Source organism: Gilliamella sp. wkB7, assembly GCF_001693435.1.
Classification (GTDB): Bacteria; Pseudomonadota; Gammaproteobacteria; order Enterobacterales; family Orbaceae; genus Gilliamella; species Gilliamella apicola_N.
Map to the genome: position 1 here is coordinate 2575880 of NZ_CM004509.1, position 24282 is coordinate 2600161.

23 protein-coding genes are annotated in these 24282 nt (G+C 34.7%); 9 read left to right on the forward strand and 14 right to left on the reverse strand.

The genetic code is table 11. The features are described 5' to 3' along the window. Positions 1–53: 53 nt before the first annotated feature. The 6 genes from A9G17_RS11385 to A9G17_RS11410 all read right to left on the reverse strand — a co-directional run bounded on the left by A9G17_RS11385 (position 54) and on the right by A9G17_RS11410 (position 5676). Positions 54–1289 (reverse strand): MFS transporter, encoded by a 1236-nt coding sequence (locus A9G17_RS11385; protein WP_065738808.1) that lies wholly within the window; start codon positions 1287–1289, stop codon positions 54–56. Positions 1290–1476: 187 nt separating this feature from the next. Further along, positions 1477–2592, reverse strand: coding sequence for a ribosomal protein uL16 3-hydroxylase (locus A9G17_RS11390; RefSeq protein ID WP_065738809.1), 1116 nt, complete (start codon positions 2590–2592; stop codon positions 1477–1479). Further along, positions 2585–3367: a YchF/TatD family DNA exonuclease gene (locus A9G17_RS11395; protein ID WP_065738810.1), complete on the reverse strand. Its 783-nt coding sequence runs from the start codon at positions 3365–3367 to the stop codon at positions 2585–2587. The genes A9G17_RS11390 and A9G17_RS11395 overlap by 8 nt, the downstream gene beginning before the upstream one ends. Positions 3368–3385: 18 nt before the next feature. Further along, positions 3386–4558: a lipopolysaccharide assembly protein LapB gene (gene lapB, locus A9G17_RS11400; RefSeq protein WP_065738811.1), complete on the reverse strand. Its 1173-nt coding sequence runs from the start codon at positions 4556–4558 to the stop codon at positions 3386–3388. 5 nt (positions 4559–4563) lie between these two features. Further along, positions 4564–4875, reverse strand: a complete 312-nt coding sequence (locus A9G17_RS11405; RefSeq protein ID WP_065738812.1) for a LapA family protein — start codon at positions 4873–4875, stop codon at positions 4564–4566. A gap of 81 nt (positions 4876–4956) precedes the next feature. Beyond that, a complete protein-coding gene (locus A9G17_RS11410; protein ID WP_065738813.1) occupies positions 4957–5676 on the reverse strand; it encodes a phosphatase PAP2 family protein in 720 nt (239 codons plus the stop codon). Positions 5677–5772: 96 nt separating this feature from the next. Between A9G17_RS11410 and ribA the strand changes: the two genes are divergently transcribed. Further along, positions 5773–6390: a GTP cyclohydrolase II gene (gene ribA, locus A9G17_RS11415; RefSeq protein WP_065738814.1), complete on the forward strand. Its 618-nt coding sequence runs from the start codon at positions 5773–5775 to the stop codon at positions 6388–6390. Between the two features lie 108 nt (positions 6391–6498). Here the strand turns inward: ribA and A9G17_RS11420 are convergent, their stop codons facing one another. From A9G17_RS11420 to zipA, 4 genes are all read right to left on the reverse strand, one after another. Next, positions 6499–6687, reverse strand: coding sequence for a 2-hydroxymuconate tautomerase (locus A9G17_RS11420; RefSeq protein WP_065738815.1), 189 nt, complete (start codon positions 6685–6687; stop codon positions 6499–6501). Between the two features lie 9 nt (positions 6688–6696). Further along, complete coding sequence (gene luxS, locus A9G17_RS11425) at positions 6697–7212, reverse strand: S-ribosylhomocysteine lyase (protein ID WP_065738816.1); 516 nt, start codon at positions 7210–7212, stop codon at positions 6697–6699. Positions 7213–7280: 68 nt separating this feature from the next. After that, complete coding sequence (gene ligA, locus A9G17_RS11430) at positions 7281–9311, reverse strand: NAD-dependent DNA ligase LigA (protein ID WP_065739157.1); 2031 nt, start codon at positions 9309–9311, stop codon at positions 7281–7283. A 221-nt stretch (positions 9312–9532) separates the two neighbouring features. After that, entirely contained in the window at positions 9533–10447 is a 915-nt protein-coding gene (gene zipA / locus A9G17_RS11435; RefSeq protein ID WP_176714271.1) for a cell division protein ZipA, read from the reverse strand. 394 nt (positions 10448–10841) lie between these two features. On the opposite strand from zipA, the gene A9G17_RS11440 reads away from it, so the two are divergent. Together A9G17_RS11440 and A9G17_RS11445 are read left to right on the forward strand one after the other, a co-directional pair. Continuing rightward, positions 10842–12044, forward strand: a complete 1203-nt coding sequence (locus A9G17_RS11440; protein ID WP_065738817.1) for an efflux RND transporter periplasmic adaptor subunit — start codon at positions 10842–10844, stop codon at positions 12042–12044. 19 nt (positions 12045–12063) lie between these two features. Next, entirely contained in the window at positions 12064–15276 is a 3213-nt protein-coding gene (locus A9G17_RS11445) for an efflux RND transporter permease subunit (protein WP_065738818.1), read from the forward strand. A gap of 188 nt (positions 15277–15464) precedes the next feature. On the opposite strand, the gene ruvC is transcribed toward A9G17_RS11445, so the two are convergent. Both ruvC and A9G17_RS11455 read right to left on the reverse strand, forming a co-directional pair. After that, positions 15465–15953, reverse strand: coding sequence for a crossover junction endodeoxyribonuclease RuvC (ruvC, locus tag A9G17_RS11450; RefSeq protein WP_065738819.1), 489 nt, complete (start codon positions 15951–15953; stop codon positions 15465–15467). After that, the gene (locus A9G17_RS11455; RefSeq protein WP_065738820.1) at positions 15953–16696 is read right to left on the reverse strand and encodes a YebC/PmpR family DNA-binding transcriptional regulator; all 744 of its coding nucleotides are present in this window, start codon (positions 16694–16696) and stop codon (positions 15953–15955) included. The genes ruvC and A9G17_RS11455 overlap by 1 nt, the downstream gene beginning before the upstream one ends. A gap of 352 nt (positions 16697–17048) precedes the next feature. Between A9G17_RS11455 and rbsD the strand changes: the two genes are divergently transcribed. Genes rbsD through rbsR form a run of 6 tightly spaced genes read left to right on the forward strand, consistent with a single transcriptional unit; the run spans position 17049 to position 22867 of the window. Next, positions 17049–17468 carry a D-ribose pyranase gene (gene rbsD / locus A9G17_RS11460; RefSeq protein WP_065738821.1) on the forward strand — a complete coding sequence of 140 codons (420 nt, stop codon included), beginning with the start codon at positions 17049–17051 and terminating at the stop codon, positions 17466–17468. Positions 17469–17513: 45 nt separating this feature from the next. After that, the gene (gene rbsA, locus A9G17_RS11465; RefSeq protein WP_065738822.1) at positions 17514–19028 is read left to right on the forward strand and encodes a ribose ABC transporter ATP-binding protein RbsA; all 1515 of its coding nucleotides are present in this window, start codon (positions 17514–17516) and stop codon (positions 19026–19028) included. Continuing rightward, the gene (rbsC, locus tag A9G17_RS11470) at positions 19015–19965 is read left to right on the forward strand and encodes a ribose ABC transporter permease (RefSeq protein WP_065738823.1); all 951 of its coding nucleotides are present in this window, start codon (positions 19015–19017) and stop codon (positions 19963–19965) included. The genes rbsA and rbsC overlap by 14 nt, the downstream gene beginning before the upstream one ends. Before the next feature lie 22 nt (positions 19966–19987). Then, on the forward strand, positions 19988–20875 hold the full coding sequence (gene rbsB / locus A9G17_RS11475) for a ribose ABC transporter substrate-binding protein RbsB (RefSeq protein ID WP_065738824.1): 888 nt from the start codon (positions 19988–19990) through the stop codon (positions 20873–20875). A gap of 54 nt (positions 20876–20929) precedes the next feature. Next, entirely contained in the window at positions 20930–21859 is a 930-nt protein-coding gene (gene rbsK, locus A9G17_RS11480; RefSeq protein WP_065738825.1) for a ribokinase, read from the forward strand. Positions 21860–21874: 15 nt separating this feature from the next. Continuing rightward, positions 21875–22867, forward strand: coding sequence for a ribose operon transcriptional repressor RbsR (gene rbsR, locus A9G17_RS11485; protein WP_081301750.1), 993 nt, complete (start codon positions 21875–21877; stop codon positions 22865–22867). A gap of 103 nt (positions 22868–22970) precedes the next feature. On the opposite strand, the gene fis is transcribed toward rbsR, so the two are convergent. Next, a complete protein-coding gene (gene fis / locus A9G17_RS11490) occupies positions 22971–23267 on the reverse strand; it encodes a DNA-binding transcriptional regulator Fis (protein WP_034883623.1) in 297 nt (98 codons plus the stop codon). Between the two features lie 7 nt (positions 23268–23274). Further along, a complete protein-coding gene (gene dusB, locus A9G17_RS11495) occupies positions 23275–24282 on the reverse strand; it encodes a tRNA dihydrouridine synthase DusB (protein WP_065738827.1) in 1008 nt (335 codons plus the stop codon).

The following is a 24282-nucleotide window of genomic DNA, read 5'->3' on the forward strand; positions in this document are numbered from 1 at the left end:
AAATAGTTAAATATCATATTAACAGGGCAATAGCCCTGTTTTATTATACCGTTTTATTCTAAAGCTTTACCTTTGGTTTCTGGTATAAGAAATACGAAAGCTGCGGCAGATAATAGATACGTAGCTGATAATAAAGCTAATGCGTAGCTAATTGAATACACCGTTGCGAAATAAGCAATTAGAACTTGTGATATACCAGCGATTCCTCGTCCTACATTAAAAATAATATTCTCAGCGCTTGAACGGGCATCGGTAGGATAATGTTCGGCAAGTAGGGCGCCGTATCCACCCATCATACCATTAACAAAAAAGCCAATTGCTGAACCAAATATAATTAATATTATCATATCAGTTTGTTGGAAATAGAACCAAATAGATATTGCTGAAATTAAAAGAAATATAATATATGAAGGACGACGACCAAATTTATCGCAAAGCCAACCAAAAATTAAAATACCTAATGACATACCAATTGTGGTTGAAATAGTCCAATACAGAGTATCTTTAAATGGTAATTTTAGTTCAGAAGCAATCATACTTGGCATCCAAACCATCAAACCATAAAACCCAAAATTTTGCACCGCACATGCAATTGTTAAACCAATAGTGGTTGCAGTGGTTTTTGGTGTTTTAAACAATTTACCAACCGCAATTTCATTTTTATTCTGATCTTTTAAATTTTGCCAAATTTCTGGCTCTTCTAGGCCTTTTCGAGTCCAAGCAACAAATAGTGCAGGTAATACCCCGACGGCAAAAGCCCATCGCCAACCATAAGCTTGCCCAACGAAATTGACAGTTAAAGTAGAAAGGATAATACCAGCTTGAAAACCTAACGCAACAATCGATGTTGCTCGTGAACGCTTGTGCTTTGGCCAACTTTCTGATACGAGTGTCATACCAATGCCAAACTCACCCCCAAGACCTAAACCACTTAAAAAACGGAAAATTAAAAAACTTTCATAATTGGGGGATATTGCACATAAACCGGTGAATAAAGAAAAGATTAATATAGTCCATGAAAACACGCGTACTCGACCATATTTATCCGCTAAAACACCAAATAAAATGCCTCCTAATACAGCACCAAGTAAGGTTACAGAAGTTAATGTCCCTAGATCGGTTTTGGATAAATTAAAAGAAACCGAAATTAGGCTAAAACAGACACCTAAAATCATCATATCCATGCCATCTAATGCATAACCGACAGTCGATGCAAAAAGCGTTTTCTTTTGGTATGGTGTTGCTTTTTCACTTTCAACTTGCTTGACTGAGTTTGATTCAGTTTTCATGTATACCTCTAGTAATTGAAAATAGATTTTTTGCTAAAAGTTAGCATTTTGTGATGTTTAATTTGCCATTAAACGGGGGGTAATCTAAAGCGGGGCAAAGTATATACTTAAAACTTAAAAAAAGCCAAGTCTAAAGCTTAAAAAGGTTATTTTATCCACCGATTTCATTATCGGCGGATAAATAATATTATTGTTCATCAATAAAATACCAATAGCCTTTATTAACAAAATTAAGCAATACTTGTTGTGTTTCTTCATTTTGTAAATGTTCATAACTGAGTATTTCGTTTTGACAAAGTATATCAATAACAGACATAGGTAAATCTATTTTTTCACCATGAATATAACCAAAATCGCCAACTTTAAGAATTCGGATACTTGGTACACGGAATAATTCTGCTCCTGTTTGTAGGATTGTTTTAAATTCATCATATTCATAGGGAGGTTCAACAGGGACAATATTAAGTTCGTGCATCGGTAAAGTGATATGTTTACCAAACCAATCATTAAAAAGATCGGGTGTTTTGATTAAATCAATGATTTGATCTTGTAATTTGGTTAATTCATAAGGTTGTATACTGTAGGGATCTTTAGGTAATTTTAAATTTGGATCTTGGTAAAAAATCCCATTTGGTAAATTATCAATAATATAATCGGCAAAGCCACTTAGCATTTCTTGTGATGTTTGCGTTCTAAAACCAACCGAATAACTTAGTGATTCACCGATTGATACACCATTATGCGGAAAACCAATTGGAATATATAAAATATCACCAGAAGTAATCTCTTCATCAATAATCGGTTGATAGTCTTCAACATGCAATAACGCTTTATGGGCACTGAATTGTTTATAATTAGGATTACGATCACCAACTTGCCAACGTCGACGTCCCATACCTTGAATAATAAAAACATCGTAATTATCGATATGTGGACCTACACCTGCACCTTGTGTAGCATAAGAAATCATCAGATCTTCAAATTGCCACTGTGGGATACATTTAAATGGTTCGACTAAAGTTGCAGCTTGTTCGTGCCAGTGATCAACCGCTTGAACTAATAAACTCCAGTGATCCTCGCCTAAGTTACTAAAATCATCAAAAGGACCAAATTTAGCATCCCAATTGCCATTTTTATTGGTAACAATTCGGCTTTCAATCTCTTCTTCCATTGCCAATCCAGCAAGTTCATCAGGGGTGATTGGATCAATAAAATGACTAAAAGCTTTGCGTAATATCACTGGTTTTTTTTGCCAATAGTTTGTTAAAAAGTCATCCCAATCTATATTTAATTTATTATTCATTTAACACCCCTTGTAAGTTGAATAATTGACAAAAATTGTCAGTTGTATGTTTCGCTATTACTTCTAAAGTAACACCTTTTAATGCCGATAGATAAGTGGCGACTTTTCGCACGTATGCGGGTTGGTTTTCTTTTCCTCGATATGGGACAGGAGCAAGATAAGGCGAATCTGTTTCGACTAAAATACGATCGAGCGGTACATATTTTGCTACTTCTCGTAATGCTTCGGCATTTTTAAAGGTAATGATTCCTGAAAAAGAGATGTAGAAACCAATATCTAATAGCTGTTTAGCTGTAGCAATATCTTCTGTGAAACAGTGTAATACCCCAGAATGGGCATGTTCATCTTTTAATATTCTTAAAGTATCTTCTTTTGCATTACGAGTATGAACAATCACAGGTTTACTTAGTTTTCGTCCTAACCGAATATGTTCTTTAAAATTTTCTTGTTGCTGTTCTAAATTATCTTGCTGATAATAGTAATCAAGACCTGTTTCACCTAAAGCGACAACATTATCCTCTTGAGCTAAGCGTTGAAAGCGATCTGCATCATATTTTTCATCATCTAAATTAAGAGGATGAATTCCACATGAAAAGGAACATTGATTTTTAAAAGGCATAAGTAGATGCTTCATCGCTTCATAGCCTGACAATGTCGTTGCCACGCTTAAGCAATGTTTAACATCATTATTTATAGCTTGTTGTAAAACATCTTCGATAGTTTTACTTTTTAAATCTAAACTATCTAAATGACAGTGAGAATCAATTAAAAACATAATAATCTCTTTTTATTTTTAGGAATGTTGTTCAAAATCACGGACGGGTTTTATGGTTGACCAGGAACGACAAGCAGGGCAAAGCCAATAAATAGTATTAACAGTAAAACCACATTTTTGGCATCGATAATTCGGGACAGCTTTTATTTGCTCACCAACCATATTACGTAATAATAAAAGGCTTTTTTTGGCTTTCCCTTGCTCGGCATCTGCTACGTGATAATCCATTAATCGGTAAAATCCTTTTAAATTAGGATGCTTTAATAATTCTCGATACATATAGTATTGGGCTGAATCAAGCCCATTTTGTTTTTCAATAATGTCAGCTAACATTAGTTCAGCCACATTACCAGTGTCTTTATCGACACACAATTGTAAAAACTGTTTAAATTCGTCTTGCTTATTCAATTTGTTATAGCATTCATTTAATAAAGGTAATGCTTCACCAATGAAAGCTTTATCCTGCTGTAATATCTGTTTGAGTGATTCAATAGCTTCTTCTGTTTTATTTTGAACTATTAATATTCTCCCTAACATTAATGATGTGCGGGCACAATTTGGATCCGCTGCTGATGATTTTTGTAATAAGCTATACGCTTTATCGAGATCATCATTGGCAATTGCGAGGGATGCTAGCTCACAATAAAATTGAGCAATGTATGTTTTGTATTTTTCGTTGCCAAGTTTGACCAGTTTAGTTGCAGCATTAATTGCATTAATCCATTCACTGGTGGATTGATAAATAATAATAAGTTGTTGTAGGGCATTTTGTTGAAAGTCTTCTTCATTGATGAGTTGCAAAAACATCTCTTCTGCACGGTCATAGAGTCCTGCCCCCATATAATCACGACCTAATTGCTGGATGGCTAAAAGACGTTGTTCAAATGTCAATGAGGAACTTTCCATTAATGCTTGATGAATTCGTATTGCTCTATCGATTTCACCTCTAGAGCGAAATAAGTTACCTAAAGTTAGATGGGCTTCAAGCGTACCTTCGTCTTCTTTAAGCATATCTAAGAAAAGATCAACAGCTTTATCTTTCTGGTTAGACAAAAGAAAATTAAGACCATCTACATATTCACGTGACAATCGATTAGACTGATTGATATATTTTTGTTTTGCATTTCTATCGCCCATATACCAACCATAGGCGGCAGCAATAGGTAACAACAGAAATAACAGTTCAAACATAATATTTATTCTTGATTAGTTTTAGTTAAACTTAATTTTTGATGATCCGTTAGGTTATCATCTAACTTTTTTTGTAATTTATTCAATTTTCGTTTAGTGGATGAATGTTGTAGCTTAGAAATTATGACGAGAATTCCTGTTAATATTGTACCTACAATAAAGCCAGAACCAAAAAATATAGCTAAAAGAACTGATAATCGGAGTTCGGTTTTAGCAAACAAATAATTGAAAGACACAACTTCGCCATTAAATGCACCTAATGCGATAGATATAGTGAAAATAACAGTTATTAATATAATTGATATAACAAATTTCATAATAATGACCTTTATCTTTTTTTAATTTTACTTAAACGTCTATATAATCTTAAACATTTTTACAAAATGTTAGATGAAAAATTATCTATCTACTATATGCCATTTTTGTGCATAAAAATAGCAAATTAATGAAATGATCCAAGCAAGTGAAATACCCAATAATAAATCAATCGGGCTGTGCATACCTAATGCTAATCGGCTAATTTCAATTAATAATGCCCATACAATAATTACGTTAACAATAATATAGTGACGTTTAAATCCTAATAATATTATTGCAAGAAATGCCCATGTTGCCGAAAATAAGGTATGTCCAGAGGGTAGCGAATAGCCTGTTTCACTTTGCCAATGCTTACTTAACCAATTCGGAATGGTAGTTGAATTATTTAACTTTTCAGAAATAATTTTTTGTTTTTCTGACTTAGGTAACAAATAAAATTGTTTGTCGCTAAGATGAAATTCTTTTGCCATCCAAAGTACATAAGGTCTTGATTCTGCTGTTTGAGATTTTATAATGGTTTTGACTATTTGCCCACCTAATATTGCACAAACAAAACAAAACCATAATGCAATAATCTTTGTTTTTGTTTTGTTGGGTAATAGATAACAAAATACCATAAAAAGAATGGTTGATGTAATAATCGCCCAAGGAAAACTTGCAGTTTCTGTTATAAAGAAAAAATATTTTGATGTATTATTTAATGATTCTGGTTGCCAATGCCAATTTATGGCTATAATAACTAATGGTACTACTAACATAATGGCTAAAAGTGCCATTGTTTTTTTTAATACAAACCCCATTTATAGACTCAATTTAACACTAATTGCTAAATAGTTTAGCATGGAAGATAGCTTTTTTTAAAAGTCTATTTATGTTTTATTTAAACGGAGATGATAATGCAATTAAAACATGTTGCACAAGCAAAATTACCAACACCATGGGGATGTTTTACTATTGTTGGATTTGAAGAAATTGCAACAGGGAAAGATCATGCAGCTTTAGTATTTGGCGATATATCTGGTGATGCTCCAGTTCTGACTAGAATTCATTCAGAGTGTTTAACTGGGGATGCTTTGTTCAGTTTGCGTTGTGACTGTGGTTTTCAGTTAGAAGCAGCTTTAAAACAAATAGCTAAAGAAGGTCGCGGAATTTTAATTTATCATCGTCAAGAGGGTCGTAATATTGGCTTACTAAATAAAATCAGAGCTTATGCGCTACAAGATAAAGGCTTTGATACTGTTGAAGCCAATGAACAATTGGGTTTCGCGGCTGATGAACGTGATTTTACTTTATGTGCTGATATATTAACTTTACTTGGTGTATCGCAAATTCGTTTATTGACGAATAATCCCGAAAAAATAAAAGTGCTTGAACAGTCAGGCATTAAAATTGTACAAAGAGTACCATTAGAAGTTGGAGAAAATCCTAATAATGAACACTATTTAGAAACAAAAGTGAATAAAATGGGTCACTTGTTGCATTTAAATCATGGCAATTGCAATTGTGATCATTAGCCAATAAAACTAAAAAGAATCGATTTATTTAAACCTCAAAAAATATTACGATTTTTCGAGGTTTTTTTTATATTTTAGAAATAAAGATGTATTTAATTACCTTTATGATTATTCGTTATCACAGCGAAGTACACCACCATTGGCGATCTGATCTTTTGATATTTCGTGCATAATGATTTGTACAGCTTCTGGTTTACAATTAAGCGTTTCAGCAATTGCTACTGTTACACGTTTTGCCATTTCCCTTTTTTGTTCTACTGTACGACCTTCTAAAAAGTCAATAACAACATTTGGCATAAAAATCTCCTAGTGATTAATGTTAGCAAGCTGTTCATCGGTTAAAGCGATTTCTTCATTACGGCAGATACCGATACCTGATTGTATAACTTTTTCTGCAATGGCTTTGGCTTCATCTAATGAATGCATTTTATAGGTACCACATTGGTATTCATTAAGCTCAGGAATTTGATTCTGCGATTTAACCTTTAAAACATCTTGCATGGATTTTAACCACGCATCAACAACTAACGATTCATCTGGTTTACCTATAAGACTCATGTAAAAACCAGTACGGCATCCCATTGGCGAAATATCAATAATTTCGACATGTTTACTATTGAGATGATCGCGCATAAATCCAGCAAATAAATGCTCTAAGGTATGGATCCCTCTTTCAGGTAATAGTTCTTTATTGGGAATGGTAAAACGCAGATCAAACACTGTTATGTTGTCGCCTTTTGGCGTTGCCATAGTTTTGGCAACTCGAACAAAAGGAGCTTTCATTTTAGTGTGATCAACTTTAAAACTATCTAGTAATGGCATAACTTTCTCCTTATTTGGTTTTCGTTATTTTAATCAATTCAATCTCGACAACCAATATTTTTTTATGTTTACTCGGCAAGTAAATTTAACATTTCTTGCTCATCAATGACTTTAATTCCGAGTTCTTGGGCTTTATCTAATTTAGAACCGGCTGCTTCTCCAGCTATGACAAGATCGGTATTTTTAGATACACTGCCTGTCACTTTAGCACCAAGTTGTTTTAATTTATTTTTTGCTTCATCTCTTGTTAAAACCGATAACGTACCTGTTAACACTATTGTTTTACCTGAAAATGGGGAATCAACAATCGTTGTCTGTGCTTGGGGAGTAATATCTTGCCAATGAATATTTATTTCTTCACTGGTTAATTGCTCAATCACATTTCTGTTATGAGGTTCTTGAAAGAAATCAATGATACTTTCAGCAATCACTACACCAATATCATTTACCGTTTGCAGTTGTTCAAGAGAAGCATTTTCGATTGCCGATAAATTTCCAAGTTGGTTCACTAAATTTTCCGCAGTGACTTCACCAACATTAGGGATACCAAGAGCAAATATAAATCGGCTTAATGTGGTATTTTTAGAAGCATTTAATGCATTTAATAAGTTATTGGCAGATTTTTCGCCAATTTTATCTAATGAACATAAGGTAGGCAGATTAAGTTTATACAGATCTGCTGGAGTTTTAACATAATCTTTATCGACTAATTGTTCAATAATTTTATCACCCATCCCATCTACATTCATTGCCCGTCGAGAAACAAAATGTTTTAAGGCTTCTTTGCGTTGTGCTGGGCAAATTAATCCTCCTGCACAGCGTGAAATTGCTTGTCCTTCATCACGAACAATTAATGAACCGCAAATAGGGCAATGAATTGGAAAAACAATTTCTTTTGTATCTGTAGGTCTTCGATCTAATAAGACTGCAACAATTTTAGGGATGACATCACCCGCTCGACGTACAGTTACATAATCACCTTCTCGTATACCTAATCGGGCTATTTCGTCACTATTATGTAGTGTAGCGTTACTGACAATAACTCCAGCAACAGAAACAGGCTCAAGTCTTGCTACGGGTGTAATTGCCCCTGTGCGCCCAACTTGGAAATCCACCTTGTTTAATTGTGTTACTTCTTCTTGAGCCGGAAATTTAAATGCTGTTGCCCAGCGCGGAGCACGTGCAACGAAGCCAAGTTCATTTTGTAATGAAATACTATTAACTTTAATGACAACACCATCAATATCAAAATCTAATGACATACGCTGTTCACCGATTTGTTTAAAATAGTCTAAAGCGGCTTGGGCTCCTTGTCGTTTTTCTACTTTATCACTAACAGGTAATCCCCATGCTTTAAATTGCATTAAACGATCATAATGAGTATCAGGTAGAGAACTACCTTCAATAATACCAACACCATAGCAGTAAAATGATAACGGTCTTTTAGCAGTAATTTTAGGATCTAATTGTCTTAATGAACCTGCAGCGGCATTACGGGGATTAGCAAATACTTTTTCGTTTCGTTTTTCCGCATCAGCATTAAGTTTGGCAAAACCTTTATGAGTCATAAATACTTCGCCCCGTACTTCTAAGCGGGCAGGGATATTTTCACCAATTAATACTAAAGGAATAGTTTTAATTGTCCGTACATTTGCGGTGATGTCTTCTCCAGTTGTGCCATCGCCACGTGTAGCCGCTTTTGAGAACTTCCCGTTTTCATACAATATACTCACCGCCAAACCATCAAGTTTTAGTTCACAGCAATATTCAACTTGCTCGTTTTCAGTAATATGGAGACGATCTTTAACTCTCTTATTAAAGGCAATAAAACTTGACTCATCAAAAACATTATCAAGTGAAAGCATCGGTAATTCATGTTTGATTGAAGCAAATTGGGATAAAGCCGCACCGCCAACTCGTTGGGTTGGTGAGTCAGTTGTAATTAGATTTGGATACTGTTGCTCTATTTGTTGCAGTTGTTTTATTAATTTATCATATTCAGAGTCAGGGATTTCGGGAGCATCAAGTACGTAATAACAATACTCATGGTGTCTGATTAAATTTCGCAGTGAAGTCAATTGTTCTATGACATCTGCAATCGAATCAGGTTGAATAGCTGAATGTTCTGTTTTAGTTGATAGTGGCATGATAATGGGCTCTTAAATTAAAACGTAGCTTTTAGGAAAATCATCAAAATTGCTTAATTAATGAAGTATACAGTTATTAAATCAATTTATAGCTGCATTATATAAATTTTTGTTTCTAGCCACCAAATAGGATTGGTGGCATTTTATTAAAGAATTGTTGAAATTTTTTGCGATTAAATTTCGTTACAGGCTTTTTTAATACGATTTTTATAACTATCAATTTTTTGTGGTGTTAGCATACGATGTTCATCATCTAAAACCACACCATTAACATCATCGGCTACACGCTGTGCTGTTTGTAGCATTAATTTGAAATTTTGTTGGTTGTTGCCTTCGGTAGGTGCAACCATAAAAATAGAGACACCAGGAGTTGTAAACTCATGCATTGTTTCAGGATCCAAATATCCAGGTGTAACCATATTAGCTAAACTGAACAGCACAGGACCATTACCGGCTGGATCAACATGACGATGAAATATTCTCATATCACCAAACTGGAAACCTGATTGCATTATACTTGCTAGGAGTACATCGCCCTGTAATAAACTACCATTAATTCCCTTTATATTTAATATAATAATTTCTGTATTGTCTTCGTCGAATTTGTTTAAGCTACCTTTCTGAGTTTTACTATTTTTTGCAGGTGTATGCGCATCATTATTGGTTTTTGCTTCGTTATCATGGATATTTTGTTGCGGTTGTTTATTTAGTTGTAATTTTTCATCTTCGAAAGAATCGTTCTTTATTTTAATAATTGGTTTTGATTTACTGATAGTTTCATCATTAATCTGTTCTTCATCATTATTTACAAATAATTCTTCTTGCTGAGGAGGAACTGCCTCAATCGGCTCTTTAGGTGTATTATCTTGGTGTTCATTATTTTTTTTATTTTTAGTGATCAATATCACGTCATCTTCAATTATATCAATGAAGTTATTTTCATTTTGTTGATTATTTGTTTGATTTTTTTTTCGTTTTTCTGAACCAAAAGAATAAAGTTCCCTTTTATTGATCCAAAACCCATGAATCAATAGAGCTATAATGACTAAGGATGCAACAACAATTAGAACAATACGTAAATTATCCATAATAACCATCTCAGAATTAAATTGAATATAGAGTCAAATCATCCAATATTAGAAAAATTGAATAAAATGATAACGGAGTACAACAAATGTAAATTGAAACCACTTGAACGATACTTCCTATACATAATAATATTAGTATAGCATTTTATTTTAGCTTTTTTATAGCACAAAAAATCAATTAGCCTATAATACTTTATTTCCGAAAAGAATCATATTTAACAATATAATTTATTTCTTATCATATCCCAGTTTTGTTATTTTTAGAACTCTGTGCTATTAAGCTGTAAAGATACTTACATTTTGTGTATTTTTTTTGTAAAATCGCTTGTTACTTTTGAATAAAATTAATTCATTATTATCTAAATTATTATTAAGTTACCGAGGTCTTTCTTATATGAGATTTAATAAGCTGTTACTTATTCTGCCAATGGCATTAACTAGTCTATTGTTATTAACAAGTTGTGATAATAATCAGTTACAAGATGATGATGATGATGACCAATTACCTAAGGTAACTGTATTTAAAGTGGAACCTTTAGATTATACACTGAAAATAAATTTACCTGGGCGGGTTGTTGCATCACAAATAGCAGAAATAAGGCCACAAGTTAGTGGAATTGTTTTGAACCGAGAATTTGAAGAAAGTTCAAATGTTAAAGCTGGGCAATCACTCTATCAAATCGATCCTGCCATTTATCAAGCTAATTATGATAGTGCAGTTGCTAGTGTAGCAAGTGCAAAAGCTAACGCTAATATCGCACAACTTACTTTAAAACGTTATGCAGGATTATTAAATACAAAATCTATAAGCCAACAAGAATACGATAAAGCGGCCGCTGATGCTAAACAAGCTAATGCTAGTGTATTGGTTGCTCAAGCGGCGGAACATGCTGCTAAAGTTAATTTAGATTATACTAAAGTATACTCACCAATTGATGGTTATATTGGTAAATCAAGTGTGACTGAAGGGGCTTTAGTATCAGCTGGGCAAGCAACACCACTTGCATTAGTGCAACAACTTGATCCTATTTATGTTGATATGACAGAAGCAGCGACACGTTATAATAAATATCTTCAAGATGAAAACATTATTTATGAACCAGTCAAAGGGAATAATGTGGAACTATTTTTTAATGATGGTTCAAAATATGCTCTTCCAGGTAGTGTTAAATTTTCAGATATGACTGTTAATGAAACAACCGGAACAGTAACACTACGATCTCAATTTGCTAACAGTGAAAGTAAAATTTTACCGGGGATGTTTGTTAAACCTCAATTGACATTGGGGACTATCAAAAATGCAGTGTTAGTACCTCAACAAGGCGTTACAAGTAATCAAAAAGGTCAATATACCGCTAAAATTTTAAAACCAGATAATACGGTTGAGTATCGTCAAGATATTAAAGTTTATACAGGAATCAGTGGTTATTGGGTAGTGACTAGCGGTATCAATATTGGTGAACAAATTATCACTACAGGTCTACTTAATTTAACTGCCGTTGAATTAGGTATGCCTATGAAGGCAGAAGTTGTTGGTGAGCCTAATACTCTTTCTCAAGAACAATTAGATGACATCATCAAAAACAATGTAAAATAAAACAGGGGTAGATTTAATTATGGCTAAGTTTTTTATTGATAGACCTGTTTTTGCATGGGTAATTGCTATCATGATGATGCTGGGCGGTGCTTTATGTATTAAGCTATTAGCTGTTGAACAGTATCCTGATATAGCACCCCCTGCTGTTACTGTTTCTGCGGTTTATCCAGGTGCTGATGCGCAAACTATTGAAAACACTGTTACGCAATTAATTGAACAAAACTTAACTGGTTTGGATAATTTAATTTATATGCAATCAACCAGTAGTGCACAAGGTGTGGTACAAACTACTTTGACTTTTGCTCCAGGAACAAGTCCCGATTTTGCACAGGTTCAAGTATTAAATAAAGTAGAAAGTATCAAATCACGTTTACCAGAAAGCGTTCAAAAAAATGGGGTATCGGTTGCTAAAAATAATACTAACTTCTTAAAAGTTATTGGCTTCTATTCTACCAATCCTCAGAAAACACAAGCAGATATTGCTGACTTTATTTATTCAACAGTGCAAGATCCCATTCGCCGTGTGCAAGGCGTAGGGGATACTCAGTTATTTGGTTCTGAATATGCAATGCGTGTTTGGTTAGATCCAAACAAACTGAACTATTTTAATTTATCTATTGAAGAAATTACTGCTGCTATTCAAGCGCAAAATGCGCAGGTTACTGCAGGGCAACTTGGTGCTTTACCATCAACAGAAGGGCAAGAACTTAATGCAACAATTACTGCTCAATCACGTTTAAAGACACCTGAGCAATTTCAAAATATTTTAGTCCGTGTTAACACTGATGGGTCAAATGTTTTATTAAAAGATGTGGCAAGGGTTGAGATTGGTGCTGCTGACTATAACTTTCTTTCTCGTTATGATGGTAAACCTTCAGCTGGTTTAGGTATTTATTTGGCGACAGGCGCTAATCAATTAGATACATCAGCAGAAGTAGATAAAAAAATTCAGGAATTATCTCAGATTTTTCCTGAAGACATTAAATTTGCGTATCCTTATGATACAACCCCTTTTGTCAAATTATCTATTAATAACGTAATTCATACATTAATCGAAGCAATTATTTTGGTTGTTATCGTAATGTATGTATTCTTACAAAATCTTCGTTCTACACTTATTCCAACTATTACTGTACCTGTCGTATTGTTAGGTACTTTTGCGGTTTTATATATTTGTGGATTTACTATCAATACGTTATCCATGTTTGCTATGGTTCTCGCCATCGGTCTTCTGGTCGATGATGCCATCGTAGTTATCGAAAACGTTGAACGTATTATGCATGATGAAGGTCTATCTCCTTATGATGCAACCGTTAAATCAATGGAACAAATTACTTCTGCATTAGTTGGGATAGCCGTGGTACTTTCAGCTGTATTTGTACCAATGGCATTTTATGGTGGTGCAGCAGGGGGAATTTATCGTCAATTCTCTATTACAATTGTAACTTCTATGTCTCTATCAGTACTGATGGCAATTGTATTAACGCCTGCCCTTTGTGCGCAAATTTTAAAAGCACCATCAAAATCTAAAGTTAAGAAAACAACTTTTGGTGAAAAACTCGTAACCATGGCGCCATTTAGTTGGTGTTCTGCTGGAACTAAATGGTTTTTTGATAGATTTAATAATTTATATGACAAGAGTTTGCATGCCTATGAAAAAGGTGTAATTAAATTTATTCGTTATCCAATTATTTCATTTATTTGTTATGCCTTGATTGTTGTAGGTTTAGTATTTGGATTTAACCGTTTACCAACTGGTTTCTTACCAAATGAAGATCAAGGTGTCTTGATTGTTTTGGTTGAATTACCACCAGGTTCTACATTAGAACAAACGATGGGCGTGCTTAATAAAACTTCTGACTTTTATATGACGCAAAAAGCCGATTCAGTGAAAGAAATCTTTACCGTTGCTGGTTTTAGTCTGGTTGGTCGTGGACAGAACATGGGGCTTGGCTTTATTCGATTAAAAGATTGGGATGAGCGTAAACGCCCAGATCAAACAGTTGATGCCTTAGTTGGCAGTGGTTGGGGATTTGCTTCAACGATCACTGAAGGCCGTGTCATTATCACCAATGTCCCAGCAGTACCATCACTTGGTATGGCCAATGGTTTTTCTTATATGTTAAAAGATTCGGCTGGTCTTGGTCATGATGCTTTGATGGGCGCATTTTTCCAACTATTGGGTCAAGCCATGCATGAACCACAATTACAGCAAGTTCGTCCTGGTAGTATGTTAGATGTTCCACAATATAAAATTAATGTGGATTTTGAAACTGCTCAAGCCCTTGGTGTGGCTGTAAGTAGTGTTAATACAGTGCTTTCAACTGCATTAGGTTCTGCTTATATTGATGATTTTGTATATAATAACCGTGTTAAAAAAGTGTATTTACAATCTGATTCGGCTTATAGAATGCTACCTGATGATTTCAGTTTTTGGCATGTGAAAAACCAAAAAGGTGAAATGGTACCTTATGATGCTTTTGCAACCACAACAAAAAGTTATGGTTCTCCATCACTTGTTCGTTACGATGGTGTAGCTGCAATGGAGATTAGTGGTTCAGCAGCGCCTGGTATGAGTTCTGGTCAAGCTATGGCAGTAATGGAAGAATTATCTAAACAGTTACCTAAAGGTTTCTCATTTGACTGGACAGATATTTCATATCAAGAACGCCAAACAGGCTCTCAAACTACAACACTTTATATTATTTCACTTATTGTAGTATTCTTATCGTTAGCAGCTTTATATGAAAGCTGGACAGTACCAATTTCAATCCTATTCGTTATACCATTAGGTATTATTGGTACCGTATATGCGACTATGTTTAGAGACCTTGATAATGATATTTACTTTATCGTTGGTCTATTAACTACGATGGGATTATCTGCTAAGAATGCTATTTTGATTGTAGAATTTGCTAAAGATGCACTAGAAAAAGAAGGTAAGTCCTTAATTGATGCAACGTTAGAAGCTTGTCGTTTACGTTTACGTCCAATTCTAATGACATCATTTGCGTTTATTTTAGGTGTATTACCATTAGCACTAAATACTGGAGCTGGATCTGCTAGCCAAAATGCGGTAGGTACAGGGGTAATCGGTGGCATGATAACGGCAACATTTTTAGCGATATTCTATGTTCCATTATTCTTCTTGTTTGTAACCAAACTGTTTACTAAACATAAGAACAAAGTCGTTTTACCATCTAACTATGACAGTAATACTAAAAATAGTTAATAAAAGTTAACCTATTATTAATATAAGTTAAAAGCACCAATAGTATTGGTGCTTTTTTTATGTTAGTTTTCATTGATTATTTTATTAATGATTTAGTTTAATATTTTTTAAGGAATAATTAAGCTTGGAAATGGTTCTTTATTTGCTATGCCAAAAGTGATTTGCGTTGAAAGAATATAAGAACTGATTTATTTATGTGATTTGATTAATAGTTGACTCATATGAGCATGGGTAATAGCTATAGCTAATGCGTCTGCTGCATCGGCTTGAGGACTTGCAGGTAACTTAAGTAATAATTTAACCATATGCTGCACTTGTTTTTTGTCGGCAGCACCAGTCCCAACTACACTTTGTTTGACTAAACGCGCCGCATATTCAAAAACAGGTAGGTCATTGTTTACCGCTGCCACAATTGCTGAACCTCTTGCTTGGCCTAATTTTAATGCAGAATCGGCATTTCGTGCCATGAATACTTGTTCAATAGCAAACATATCAGGTTGGAATTGTAAAATAATTTCACTCACACCTGCATATATGCGTTTTAAACGGGTAGGAAGATCATCAACTGCAGTACGAATACATCCGCTGCCAAGGTAAGTGAGTTGTCGTCCCGTTTGACGAATTACTCCGTAACCTGTCAAACGAGAGCCTGGATCGATGCCAAGAATAATGGCCATTAAAGCGTTGCTGCAACCTCGTCAGAAACTTCACCATTATGATAAACTTCTTGAACATCATCACAATCTTCAAGCATATCAATAAGACGAAGTAATTTAGGTGCAGATTCAATATCAAGATCAACTTTAGTTGCTGGAATCATAGATACTTCTGCTGCTTCTGACACTAAACCAGCTGCATCAAGAGCATCTTTAACTTCACCAAATGATTCTGGTGTTGTAAACACATCAATTGCACCATCGTCATAGGTTACGACATCATCAGCTCCAGCTTCAAGCGCTGCGTCCATTACTTGATCTTCATCAGTACCTGCCGGATATGAAATAACGCCTTTTTTCGTGAATAAATATGAGACTGAACCATCAGTACCTAAATTACCACCAGTTTTTGTAAAAGCATGACGAACTTCAGAAACAGTACGATTGCGGTTATCACTTAAACATTCAACCATTACCGCAGTACCTGCTGGTCCATAACCTTCATAGATGATAGTTTCCATATTTGTATCATCTTCACCACCCACACCACGAGCAACAGCTCTATTCATGGTATCTCGAGTCATGTTGTTCGATAATGCTTTGTCCATAGCAGCACGTAGACGAGGGTTAGACGCTGGATCGCCACCACCAAGTTTAGCTGCAGTTACAAGTTCGCGAATAATTTTGGTAAAGATTTTACCGCGTTTTGCATCTTGTGCTGCTTTGCGGTGTTTGGTATTGGCCCATTTACTATGACCTGCCATAAAATTCTCCAGATAAATAATTTAAAATCGGTCTATTTTAGCAAACTTTAACTAAAAATTCATTATCAATATGTGTATAAGTTATACCAATAGCTAAGGCAAAATTTTCAGAGTATTACAACGCATTGTTTCATTGAATACATCTTTAAAATGATTTCATTTAGCAGAAAATCAGACTATTAGCTTAAATTATTCCATATTGATTCATTAAATGAATTTTATACCGAGCATGAATATTGATCGAGATCACAAGTTTGAATTTTAAACATTGCAAGAAACTCTTATTCGTTACAAGATTATGTATCGAAACGTTTCGATATTCCTTGTTAACTATCTTTAAAAGGGATTTGTTATGCGCAAAGGCCAACTATTTAATTCTGATATTTACCAAGTACTATCTAAAATGGGGCACACTGATCAAATTGCAATCGGGGATGCAGGCTTACCTATACCTAATACAACCTTACGAATTGATTTAGCACTTACTTATGGTATCCCATCATTTATGCAAGTTTTCGAATTAATTTCACAAGAGATGCAAATAGAAAAAGTAATACTTGCTACAGAAATCAAAGAAAAAAATCCTCAAATTTTGGCAGAAATTATAGAAAGAATCAGTCAGATTGAACAAATTCAGAACAATAAAATAGAAATTATTTATTTTCCTCACGAAATGCTAAAAAAACAAACGCATCATTGCAAAGCCGTTATCAGAACCGGTGAGTGCACACCATTTGCAAATATTATTTTGCAATCGGGTGTCATTTTTTAAATGTTGTTTTAAAAAGGTTTGTTTTAATTAAGCGATGAGGAATTTATGCACAATAATTTATTACAGCTTATTAATATTCATAAATCTTTTCCCGGAGTAAAAGCATTAACAGGCGCAAATTTAAATGTTCGAGCTGGACAAGTAATGGCATTGATTGGTGAAAATGGCGCCGGAAAATCTACTCTAATGAAAGTGTTAACTGGCATTTACTCAAAAGATGAGGGTGAAATTATTTACTTAGGCAATAAAGTAAATTTTAAAGGACCAAAATCATCACAAGAAGCAGGTATCGGCATCATTCATCAAGAGTTAAATTTAATACCACAACTTACTATTGCCGAAAATATATTTTTAGGTCGAGAGTTTACTAATAAATTTGGCTGTATAGATTGGAAAAAAACATATGACCAAGCTGACAAATTATTAGCTGAACTACATTTAACTTATGATAGTCGTAAGCTTATTAGTGAGTTATCGATAGGTGAACAGCAGATGGTTGAAATCGCTAAAGTACTTAGCTTTAATTCCAAAGTTATCATAATGGACGAACCTACCGATGCGCTTACCGAAACAGAAACGGCATCATTATTTGAAGTTATTCACAAACTAAAACAGCAAAATTGTGGAATTGTTTATATTTCTCATCGATTAAAAGAAATTTTTGAAATCTGTGATGACGTTACTGTTTTACGAGATGGACAATTTATTGGCGAAAAGAAAGTTGCACTACTTGATGAAAATTCCCTTATTGAAATGATGGTTGGACGAAAACTTGAAGAACAATATCCTCGCATCAATAAAGAACATGGAGAGGTAACACTGCAAGTTAAAAATCTAACTGGTGCAGGAGTAAACAATATCAGTTTCAAACTTTACGAAGGCGAAATACTTGGTATTTCAGGCTTAATGGGGGCAGGGCGAACTGAATTAATGAAAATGATTTATGGTGCCAATCCAGCGAAGTTTGGCTCTATTATACTTAAAGGAAAAACAATAAAAGTGAATTCGCCGTTAGATGGTTTAAAACACGGCATTGTCTATATTTCTGAAGACCGGAAAAGAGATGGACTAATTTTAGGTATGTCCGTTAAGGACAATATGTCACTCAATGCATTGAGTTATTTCGCTAATCAGTTTGGTAAATTACAACTTAAAAATGAGCAACAAGCTGTTGAGGATTTTGTTAGCTTATTTAACATCAAAACGCCCTCAATTAACCAAATTATTGGGCTCTTATCAGGTGGTAATCAACAAAAAGTCGCTATTGCTAAAGGATTAATGACTCGACCAAGTATCTTAATTTTAGATGAACCAACGCGAGGAGTTGATGTAGGTGCTAAAAAAGAGATATACCAACTGATTAATCAATTTAAACAGCAGGGTTTGAGCGTTATTTTAGTCTCATCTGATATGCCTGAGGTATTAGGTATGAGCGATAGAATTTTAGTTATTTACGACGGAACTGTGACTGGCGAATTTTCAATTAGTGACGCGACACAGGAAAAACTTATGGCTGCTGCCGTTGGAAAATCACAGGAGAGAGTCGATGTCGCAAAATAAAACGTTCAAGAATTTTTTAATTGAACAAAAATCATTAGTAACATTACTTATTTTAATCGCAATTGTTTCATGTTTAAGTGATAACTTTTTCACTTTAAATAACTTTTTCAATATTTTACAGCAAACATCTATTAACGCGATCATTGCGGTAGGTATGACTTTAGTAATTTTAACCTCCGGTATTGATCTTACAGTAGGTTCTACCTTTGCTTTAGCTGGTGCTATCACAGCTTCTTTAGTTGGTTCAGACATCTCCCCCTTTATTGCGATAGCCTTATCCTTAGCTTTAGGATCGTTATTAGGTGCTTTTTCTGGTCTGATCATTGCAAAAGGTAAAATACAAGCATTTATTGCTACGCTAGTTATGATGCTCATTTTACGTGGAGTAACACAGGTTTATACAAAAGGTAGTCCAATATCGACGGGTATGAATGATAATTCAGAACTTTTCGAGTGGTTTGCTTTTGGTCGGGTTTTTGCGATTCCTGTGCCAATTATTATCATGGCGATGGTATTTATTGCTGCATGGTACTTATTAAAATATACCCGTTTAGGTCGTTATATTTATGCTTTAGGTGGTAATGAAGCTGCCACAAAACTCTCAGGGATTAATGTTGATCGAGTCAAAATTACGGTTTATGCACTTAGTGGATTACTTTGCGCATTAGCTAGTACCATTGAAGTTGCAAGACTATCATCGGCACAGCCTACTGCTGGTACTGGTTATGAAATGGATGCGATTGCAGCGGTTGTTCTTGGTGGCACGAGCATGTCAGGCGGTAAAGGTAAAATTATAGGTACATTAATTGGTGCATTAATATTAGGTTTTTTAAATAATGGTCTCAATATGTTAGGGGTAGATGCTTATTATCAAATGATCGTAAAAGGGGTGGTTATCTTATTAGCTGTGTTAGTTGATAAAAAAACCAATAAATAGTTGCTTATTTTTGGAGAGGGTTATGAAATTTAAAAAAATTATTACTGCAGTTACAATTGTAACTTTAAGTCTAACCGTTAGTTTTCAAGCTTCAGCGAAAGACAATCTTGCCTTAGTTGTTTCAACACTTAATAATCCTTTTTTTGTAACACTTAAAGAAGGTGCGGTACAAAAGGCTAATGAATTAGGTTATGACTTAGTGGTACTCGATTCGCAAAATAATCCAGCAAAAGAGTTAGCGAATGTTGAAGATACTATCGTAAAAGGCGCTAAAGTCATTTTAATTAATCCAACTGATTCAGATGCGGTCGGCAATGCCGTTTTGGCTGCCAATAAAGCAGGAATCCCAGTAATTACTCTTGATAGAGCAGCCGGTAAAGGTGAGGTTATCAGTCATATCGCATCCGATAATGTTGCTGGAGGTAAAATGGCAGGAGATTTTATTTTTGAAAAACTGGGCGCTGATGCAAAAATAATTCAACTACAAGGCATTGTTGGTACATCCGCATCACGTGAACGTGGAGAGGGGTTTGTTCAATCCGCACAAGTGAATAAATTAATTATTTTAACTGCGCAACCTGCTGACTTTGATCGTGCCAAAGGTATGAATGTCATGCAAAATTTACTTACTGCTTACCCAATCTTACAAGCTGTATTTGCCGAAAATGATGAAATGGCATTAGGTGCGATACGTGCAATTCAAACTGCTGGGCGTAATGATATTTTAGTGGTTGGATTTGATGGCACACAAGATGGAGTTAAATCCGTAGAACGAAGTAAAATGGCAGCAACAGTTGCGCAACAACCAGAAAAGATAGGTTCAATGGGTATTGAGATCGCTGATAAAGTGATAAAAGGTGAGAAAGTTGAACAAAAAGTTCCTGTAGAATTAAAATTAATTACTAAATAAAGAGTTAAGGACGCATTATTGCGTCCTATCGCGGTAAAATTTGGAGCGAATTACATGAGTGGTAAAAAACTAATTGTACTGGGTAGTGTGAATGTCGATCATATTTTAAATGTTAATGAATTTCCAAAACCAGGTGAAACATTAGCAGGCAGAGATTACCAAATTTCATTTGGAGGTAAAGGTGCCAACCAAGCTGTAGCTGCAGGTCGTTTAGGTGCCAATATACAATTCATTGCTGCAGTTGGTGATGATGAATTAGGAAAAAAAATAAATCAGCAATTAAAAAGTGATCATATTGATACCCGTTCAGTTGCAACAATCAAAAACGAAAATACAGGTGTTGCACTCATTTTAGTTAATGCTCAAGGCGAGAATCAAATTGCTATTTATGCAGGTGCCAATGCTGCGGTTACGCCTGATTATTTACATGAATTTGAAAACGATATTATACAGGCAGATGCGATTCTAATGCAGCTTGAAACACCTTTAGCAACCATAGAGCAAGCAGCTAAATTAGCCAAAGAACATAATACTCAAGTGATTTTAAATCCTGCACCTGCGCAGAAGTTATCCGATGATTTGCTTAATAATATTGATATTATTACCCCAAACGAAACCGAAGCTGAATATTTAACCGGTATAAAAATTGTCACTGAACAAGATGCCCAAACTGCATCGGCTATTTTGCATAATAAAGGAATAAAAATTGTCATAATTACGTTAGGTAGTAAAGGTGCGTGGGTAAGTGATTCAGGTAAAGGGGAACTTATCGATGGTTTTAAAGTAAAAGCCATTGATACTATTGGCGCTGGAGATACCTTTAATGGCATGTTAGTCACAGCATTATTAGAAGGCAAATCGCTTAGCCAAGCTATCAAATATGCACATGCTGCAGGGGCTCTGTCAGTAACTAAAGCTGGAGCACAAACATCAGTACCAACGCGTACAGAGGTTGACAATTTTATTCAATTACATAATCAGTAAAAAGAGATCTAACCATTGGCTACGATGAAAGATGTTGCAAATCTTGCACAAGTTTCTACATCTACGGTTTCTCATGTTATTAATAACGATCGTTATGTTAGCCCTGCTGTACGGGAAAAAGTTGAATTAGCGATTCGACAGCTGAATTATACTCCTTGTGCAATAGCGCGTAGTTTAAAGAGTAATAAAACCTATACTATAGGTATGTTAGTTACAACGAGTAATAATCCTTTTTTTTCAGAAGTGGTCCAAGGCGTTGAACGAAGTTGTTATGAGCTGGGTTATAACTTGATTTTATGTAGTACAGAGGGTGATCATAAACGGATGCTTGATAACATTGAGCATTTATTACAAAAACGTGTTGATGGCTTATTAATCATGTGCACTGAAAGCCATTCAAGTCCACAACAGATCTTTATACGTTATCCAAAACTGCCCATCGTAATGATGGATTGGACACCATTAATGAGTATGTGTGATATTATTCAGGATAATTCTTTTTATGGTGCAACAATTGCGACTCAATATTTAATTGAAAAAAATTACAAGGATATTGCTTGTATTACGGGGCCCTTAAATAATACTCAAGCACAATCGCGCCTGCAAGGCTATCGTAAAGCAATGCATGATGCTAATTTAATCATTCATAATGGTTATGAAGTGCAAGGTGATTTTCGATTTGCATCAGGTATTGTTGCGATGCAATATTTATTAGGTTTGGCTAAACCTCCACAAGCTGTATTTTGTTCTAATGATGCTATGACTATAGGTGTTTATCAAGCACTTTACCAAAATGGACTTGAAGCTGGAAAAGATATTGCAATTATTGGTTATGATAATATTGAAATAGCACAATATATGACACCACCTTTAACTACTATTCATCAACCCAAAAAAGAACTGGGTCAATTAGCCGTTGAGATGTTAATAAATCGATTTCATAACCCTAAAGAGCCATTACATAAACTATCATTAATGCCAACATTGATAAAACGCTTATCTGCTTAGTAAAACAAAAACGTTAGGACTCACTTTTAATTATTTTATTGTTATAAAAAACGCCTAATAAATAGGCGTTTTCAAAATATCGTAAATTTATCAAATAGAATAATTAACTCATTCCATATTGTTTTAATTTTTTGCGAAGCGTACCACGGTTGATACCAAGCATGTTTGCTGCGCGAGTTTGATTACCGCGTGTATATTGCATAACCATATCAAGGAATGGATGTTCAACTTCAGCTAACACTAATTCATATAGATCAGTCGGATCTTCACCATTTAATTGAGATAAATAGTTTTTCAAAGCTTGTTTAACTGAATCTCGCAATGGCTTTTGTGTTATTTGGTCCTGCGAATTTACAGTTGTAAATTTAAGTGCTGCAGCTGTAACGCGTTGTTCTGACATAGTATTCTTAACTCTTTTGGTTGTTTCTAATTTGACTAAAAAATGCTATTAGTGTTTTAACTTGCTCACTTGAATTGCTAAGTACACTAAATAAGCGCCTTAATTGATCGCTATCAGCATAATCCTTGGTATACCAATTTACATGCTTTCTGGCAATCCTCAATCCTTTATATTCTCCGTAAAGCCGATAAAGTTCATCAAGGTGCGATAAAACCACTTGCTCCACCTCATCAACACTTTTACTTTTTTTTAACTGTCCATGTGATAGATAGAATGCAATTTCTTCAAATATCCAAGGCCGACCCTGTGCCGCACGGCCGATCATTATAGCATCAGCTTGCGTATATTGAAAAACTTCTTTTGCTTGTTCAGGTGTACGAATATCACCATTAGCAATAACCGGAATCGTAACCTTTTCCTTGACTGCTTTTATTGACTCATATTCTGCTACACCATTGTATAAGCAAGCACGAGTACGCCCATGAATAGTAATAGCCTTTATGCCACAATCTTGGGCTATTTGTGCTATCTCAATGCAATTTCTATTATCTTTATTCCATCCAGTCCGCGTTTTCAATGTTACCGGTACATCAACTGCGCCGACAACTTTCTGCAAAATTTTTTTTACTAGTTCTGGATACTGCATTAATGCAGAGCCAGCTAACTTTTTATTAACTTTTTTAGCTGGGCAACCCATATTGATGTCAATCAATTGAGCGCCATGTTTGACATTAAATTCCGCAGCCTTAGCCATCTCATCAGGATCTGACCCAACAATTTGTACAGCCCGAATACCAACATCATCATTTGAGATCATTCTCAATGCAGATTTATCTGTATGCCAAACATCTGAATTTGCTAAAAACATTTCTGAGACTGTCATTCCTGCACCATATCGATAACATAATTTACGAAATGGTTTATCGCTGATTCCAGCCATTGGTGCAGCAATTAAATTATTTTTTAATTTAATTTCACCAATTTTTAGCAAATTAAGGGCGGCTATATTACGCAT

What these genes read in the sequence shown, in the direction of transcription:
- A9G17_RS11395 (WP_065738810.1), bottom strand. Translation starts at nt 3,367, where the DNA reads ATGTTTTTAATTGATTCTCACTGTCATTTAGATAGTTTAGATTTAAAA.
- A9G17_RS11390 (WP_065738809.1), bottom strand. Translation starts at nt 2,592, where the DNA reads ATGAATAATAAATTAAATATAGATTGGGATGACTTTTTAACAAACTAT.
- rbsA (WP_065738822.1), top strand. Translation starts at nt 17,514, where the DNA reads ATGCACAATAATTTATTACAGCTTATTAATATTCATAAATCTTTTCCC.
- rbsK (WP_065738825.1), top strand. Translation starts at nt 20,930, where the DNA reads ATGAGTGGTAAAAAACTAATTGTACTGGGTAGTGTGAATGTCGATCAT.
- rbsB (WP_065738824.1), top strand. Translation starts at nt 19,988, where the DNA reads ATGAAATTTAAAAAAATTATTACTGCAGTTACAATTGTAACTTTAAGT.
- A9G17_RS11445 (WP_065738818.1), top strand. Translation starts at nt 12,064, where the DNA reads ATGGCTAAGTTTTTTATTGATAGACCTGTTTTTGCATGGGTAATTGCT.
- A9G17_RS11455 (WP_065738820.1), bottom strand. Translation starts at nt 16,696, where the DNA reads ATGGCAGGTCATAGTAAATGGGCCAATACCAAACACCGCAAAGCAGCA.
- zipA (WP_176714271.1), bottom strand. Translation starts at nt 10,447, where the DNA reads ATGGATAATTTACGTATTGTTCTAATTGTTGTTGCATCCTTAGTCATT.
- A9G17_RS11420 (WP_065738815.1), bottom strand. Translation starts at nt 6,687, where the DNA reads ATGCCAAATGTTGTTATTGACTTTTTAGAAGGTCGTACAGTAGAACAA.
- ruvC (WP_065738819.1), bottom strand. Translation starts at nt 15,953, where the DNA reads ATGGCCATTATTCTTGGCATCGATCCAGGCTCTCGTTTGACAGGTTAC.
- A9G17_RS11405 (WP_065738812.1), bottom strand. Translation starts at nt 4,875, where the DNA reads ATGAAATTTGTTATATCAATTATATTAATAACTGTTATTTTCACTATA.
- rbsD (WP_065738821.1), top strand. Translation starts at nt 17,049, where the DNA reads ATGCGCAAAGGCCAACTATTTAATTCTGATATTTACCAAGTACTATCT.
- lapB (WP_065738811.1), bottom strand. Translation starts at nt 4,558, where the DNA reads ATGTTTGAACTGTTATTTCTGTTGTTACCTATTGCTGCCGCCTATGGT.
- A9G17_RS11410 (WP_065738813.1), bottom strand. Translation starts at nt 5,676, where the DNA reads ATGGGGTTTGTATTAAAAAAAACAATGGCACTTTTAGCCATTATGTTA.
- dusB (WP_065738827.1), bottom strand. Translation starts at nt 24,282, where the DNA reads ATGCGTAATATAGCCGCCCTTAATTTGCTAAAAATTGGTGAAATTAAA.
- rbsC (WP_065738823.1), top strand. Translation starts at nt 19,015, where the DNA reads ATGTCGCAAAATAAAACGTTCAAGAATTTTTTAATTGAACAAAAATCA.
- ribA (WP_065738814.1), top strand. Translation starts at nt 5,773, where the DNA reads ATGCAATTAAAACATGTTGCACAAGCAAAATTACCAACACCATGGGGA.
- fis (WP_034883623.1), bottom strand. Translation starts at nt 23,267, where the DNA reads ATGTCAGAACAACGCGTTACAGCTGCAGCACTTAAATTTACAACTGTA.
- A9G17_RS11440 (WP_065738817.1), top strand. Translation starts at nt 10,842, where the DNA reads ATGAGATTTAATAAGCTGTTACTTATTCTGCCAATGGCATTAACTAGT.
- A9G17_RS11385 (WP_065738808.1), bottom strand. Translation starts at nt 1,289, where the DNA reads ATGAAAACTGAATCAAACTCAGTCAAGCAAGTTGAAAGTGAAAAAGCA.
- luxS (WP_065738816.1), bottom strand. Translation starts at nt 7,212, where the DNA reads ATGCCATTACTAGATAGTTTTAAAGTTGATCACACTAAAATGAAAGCT.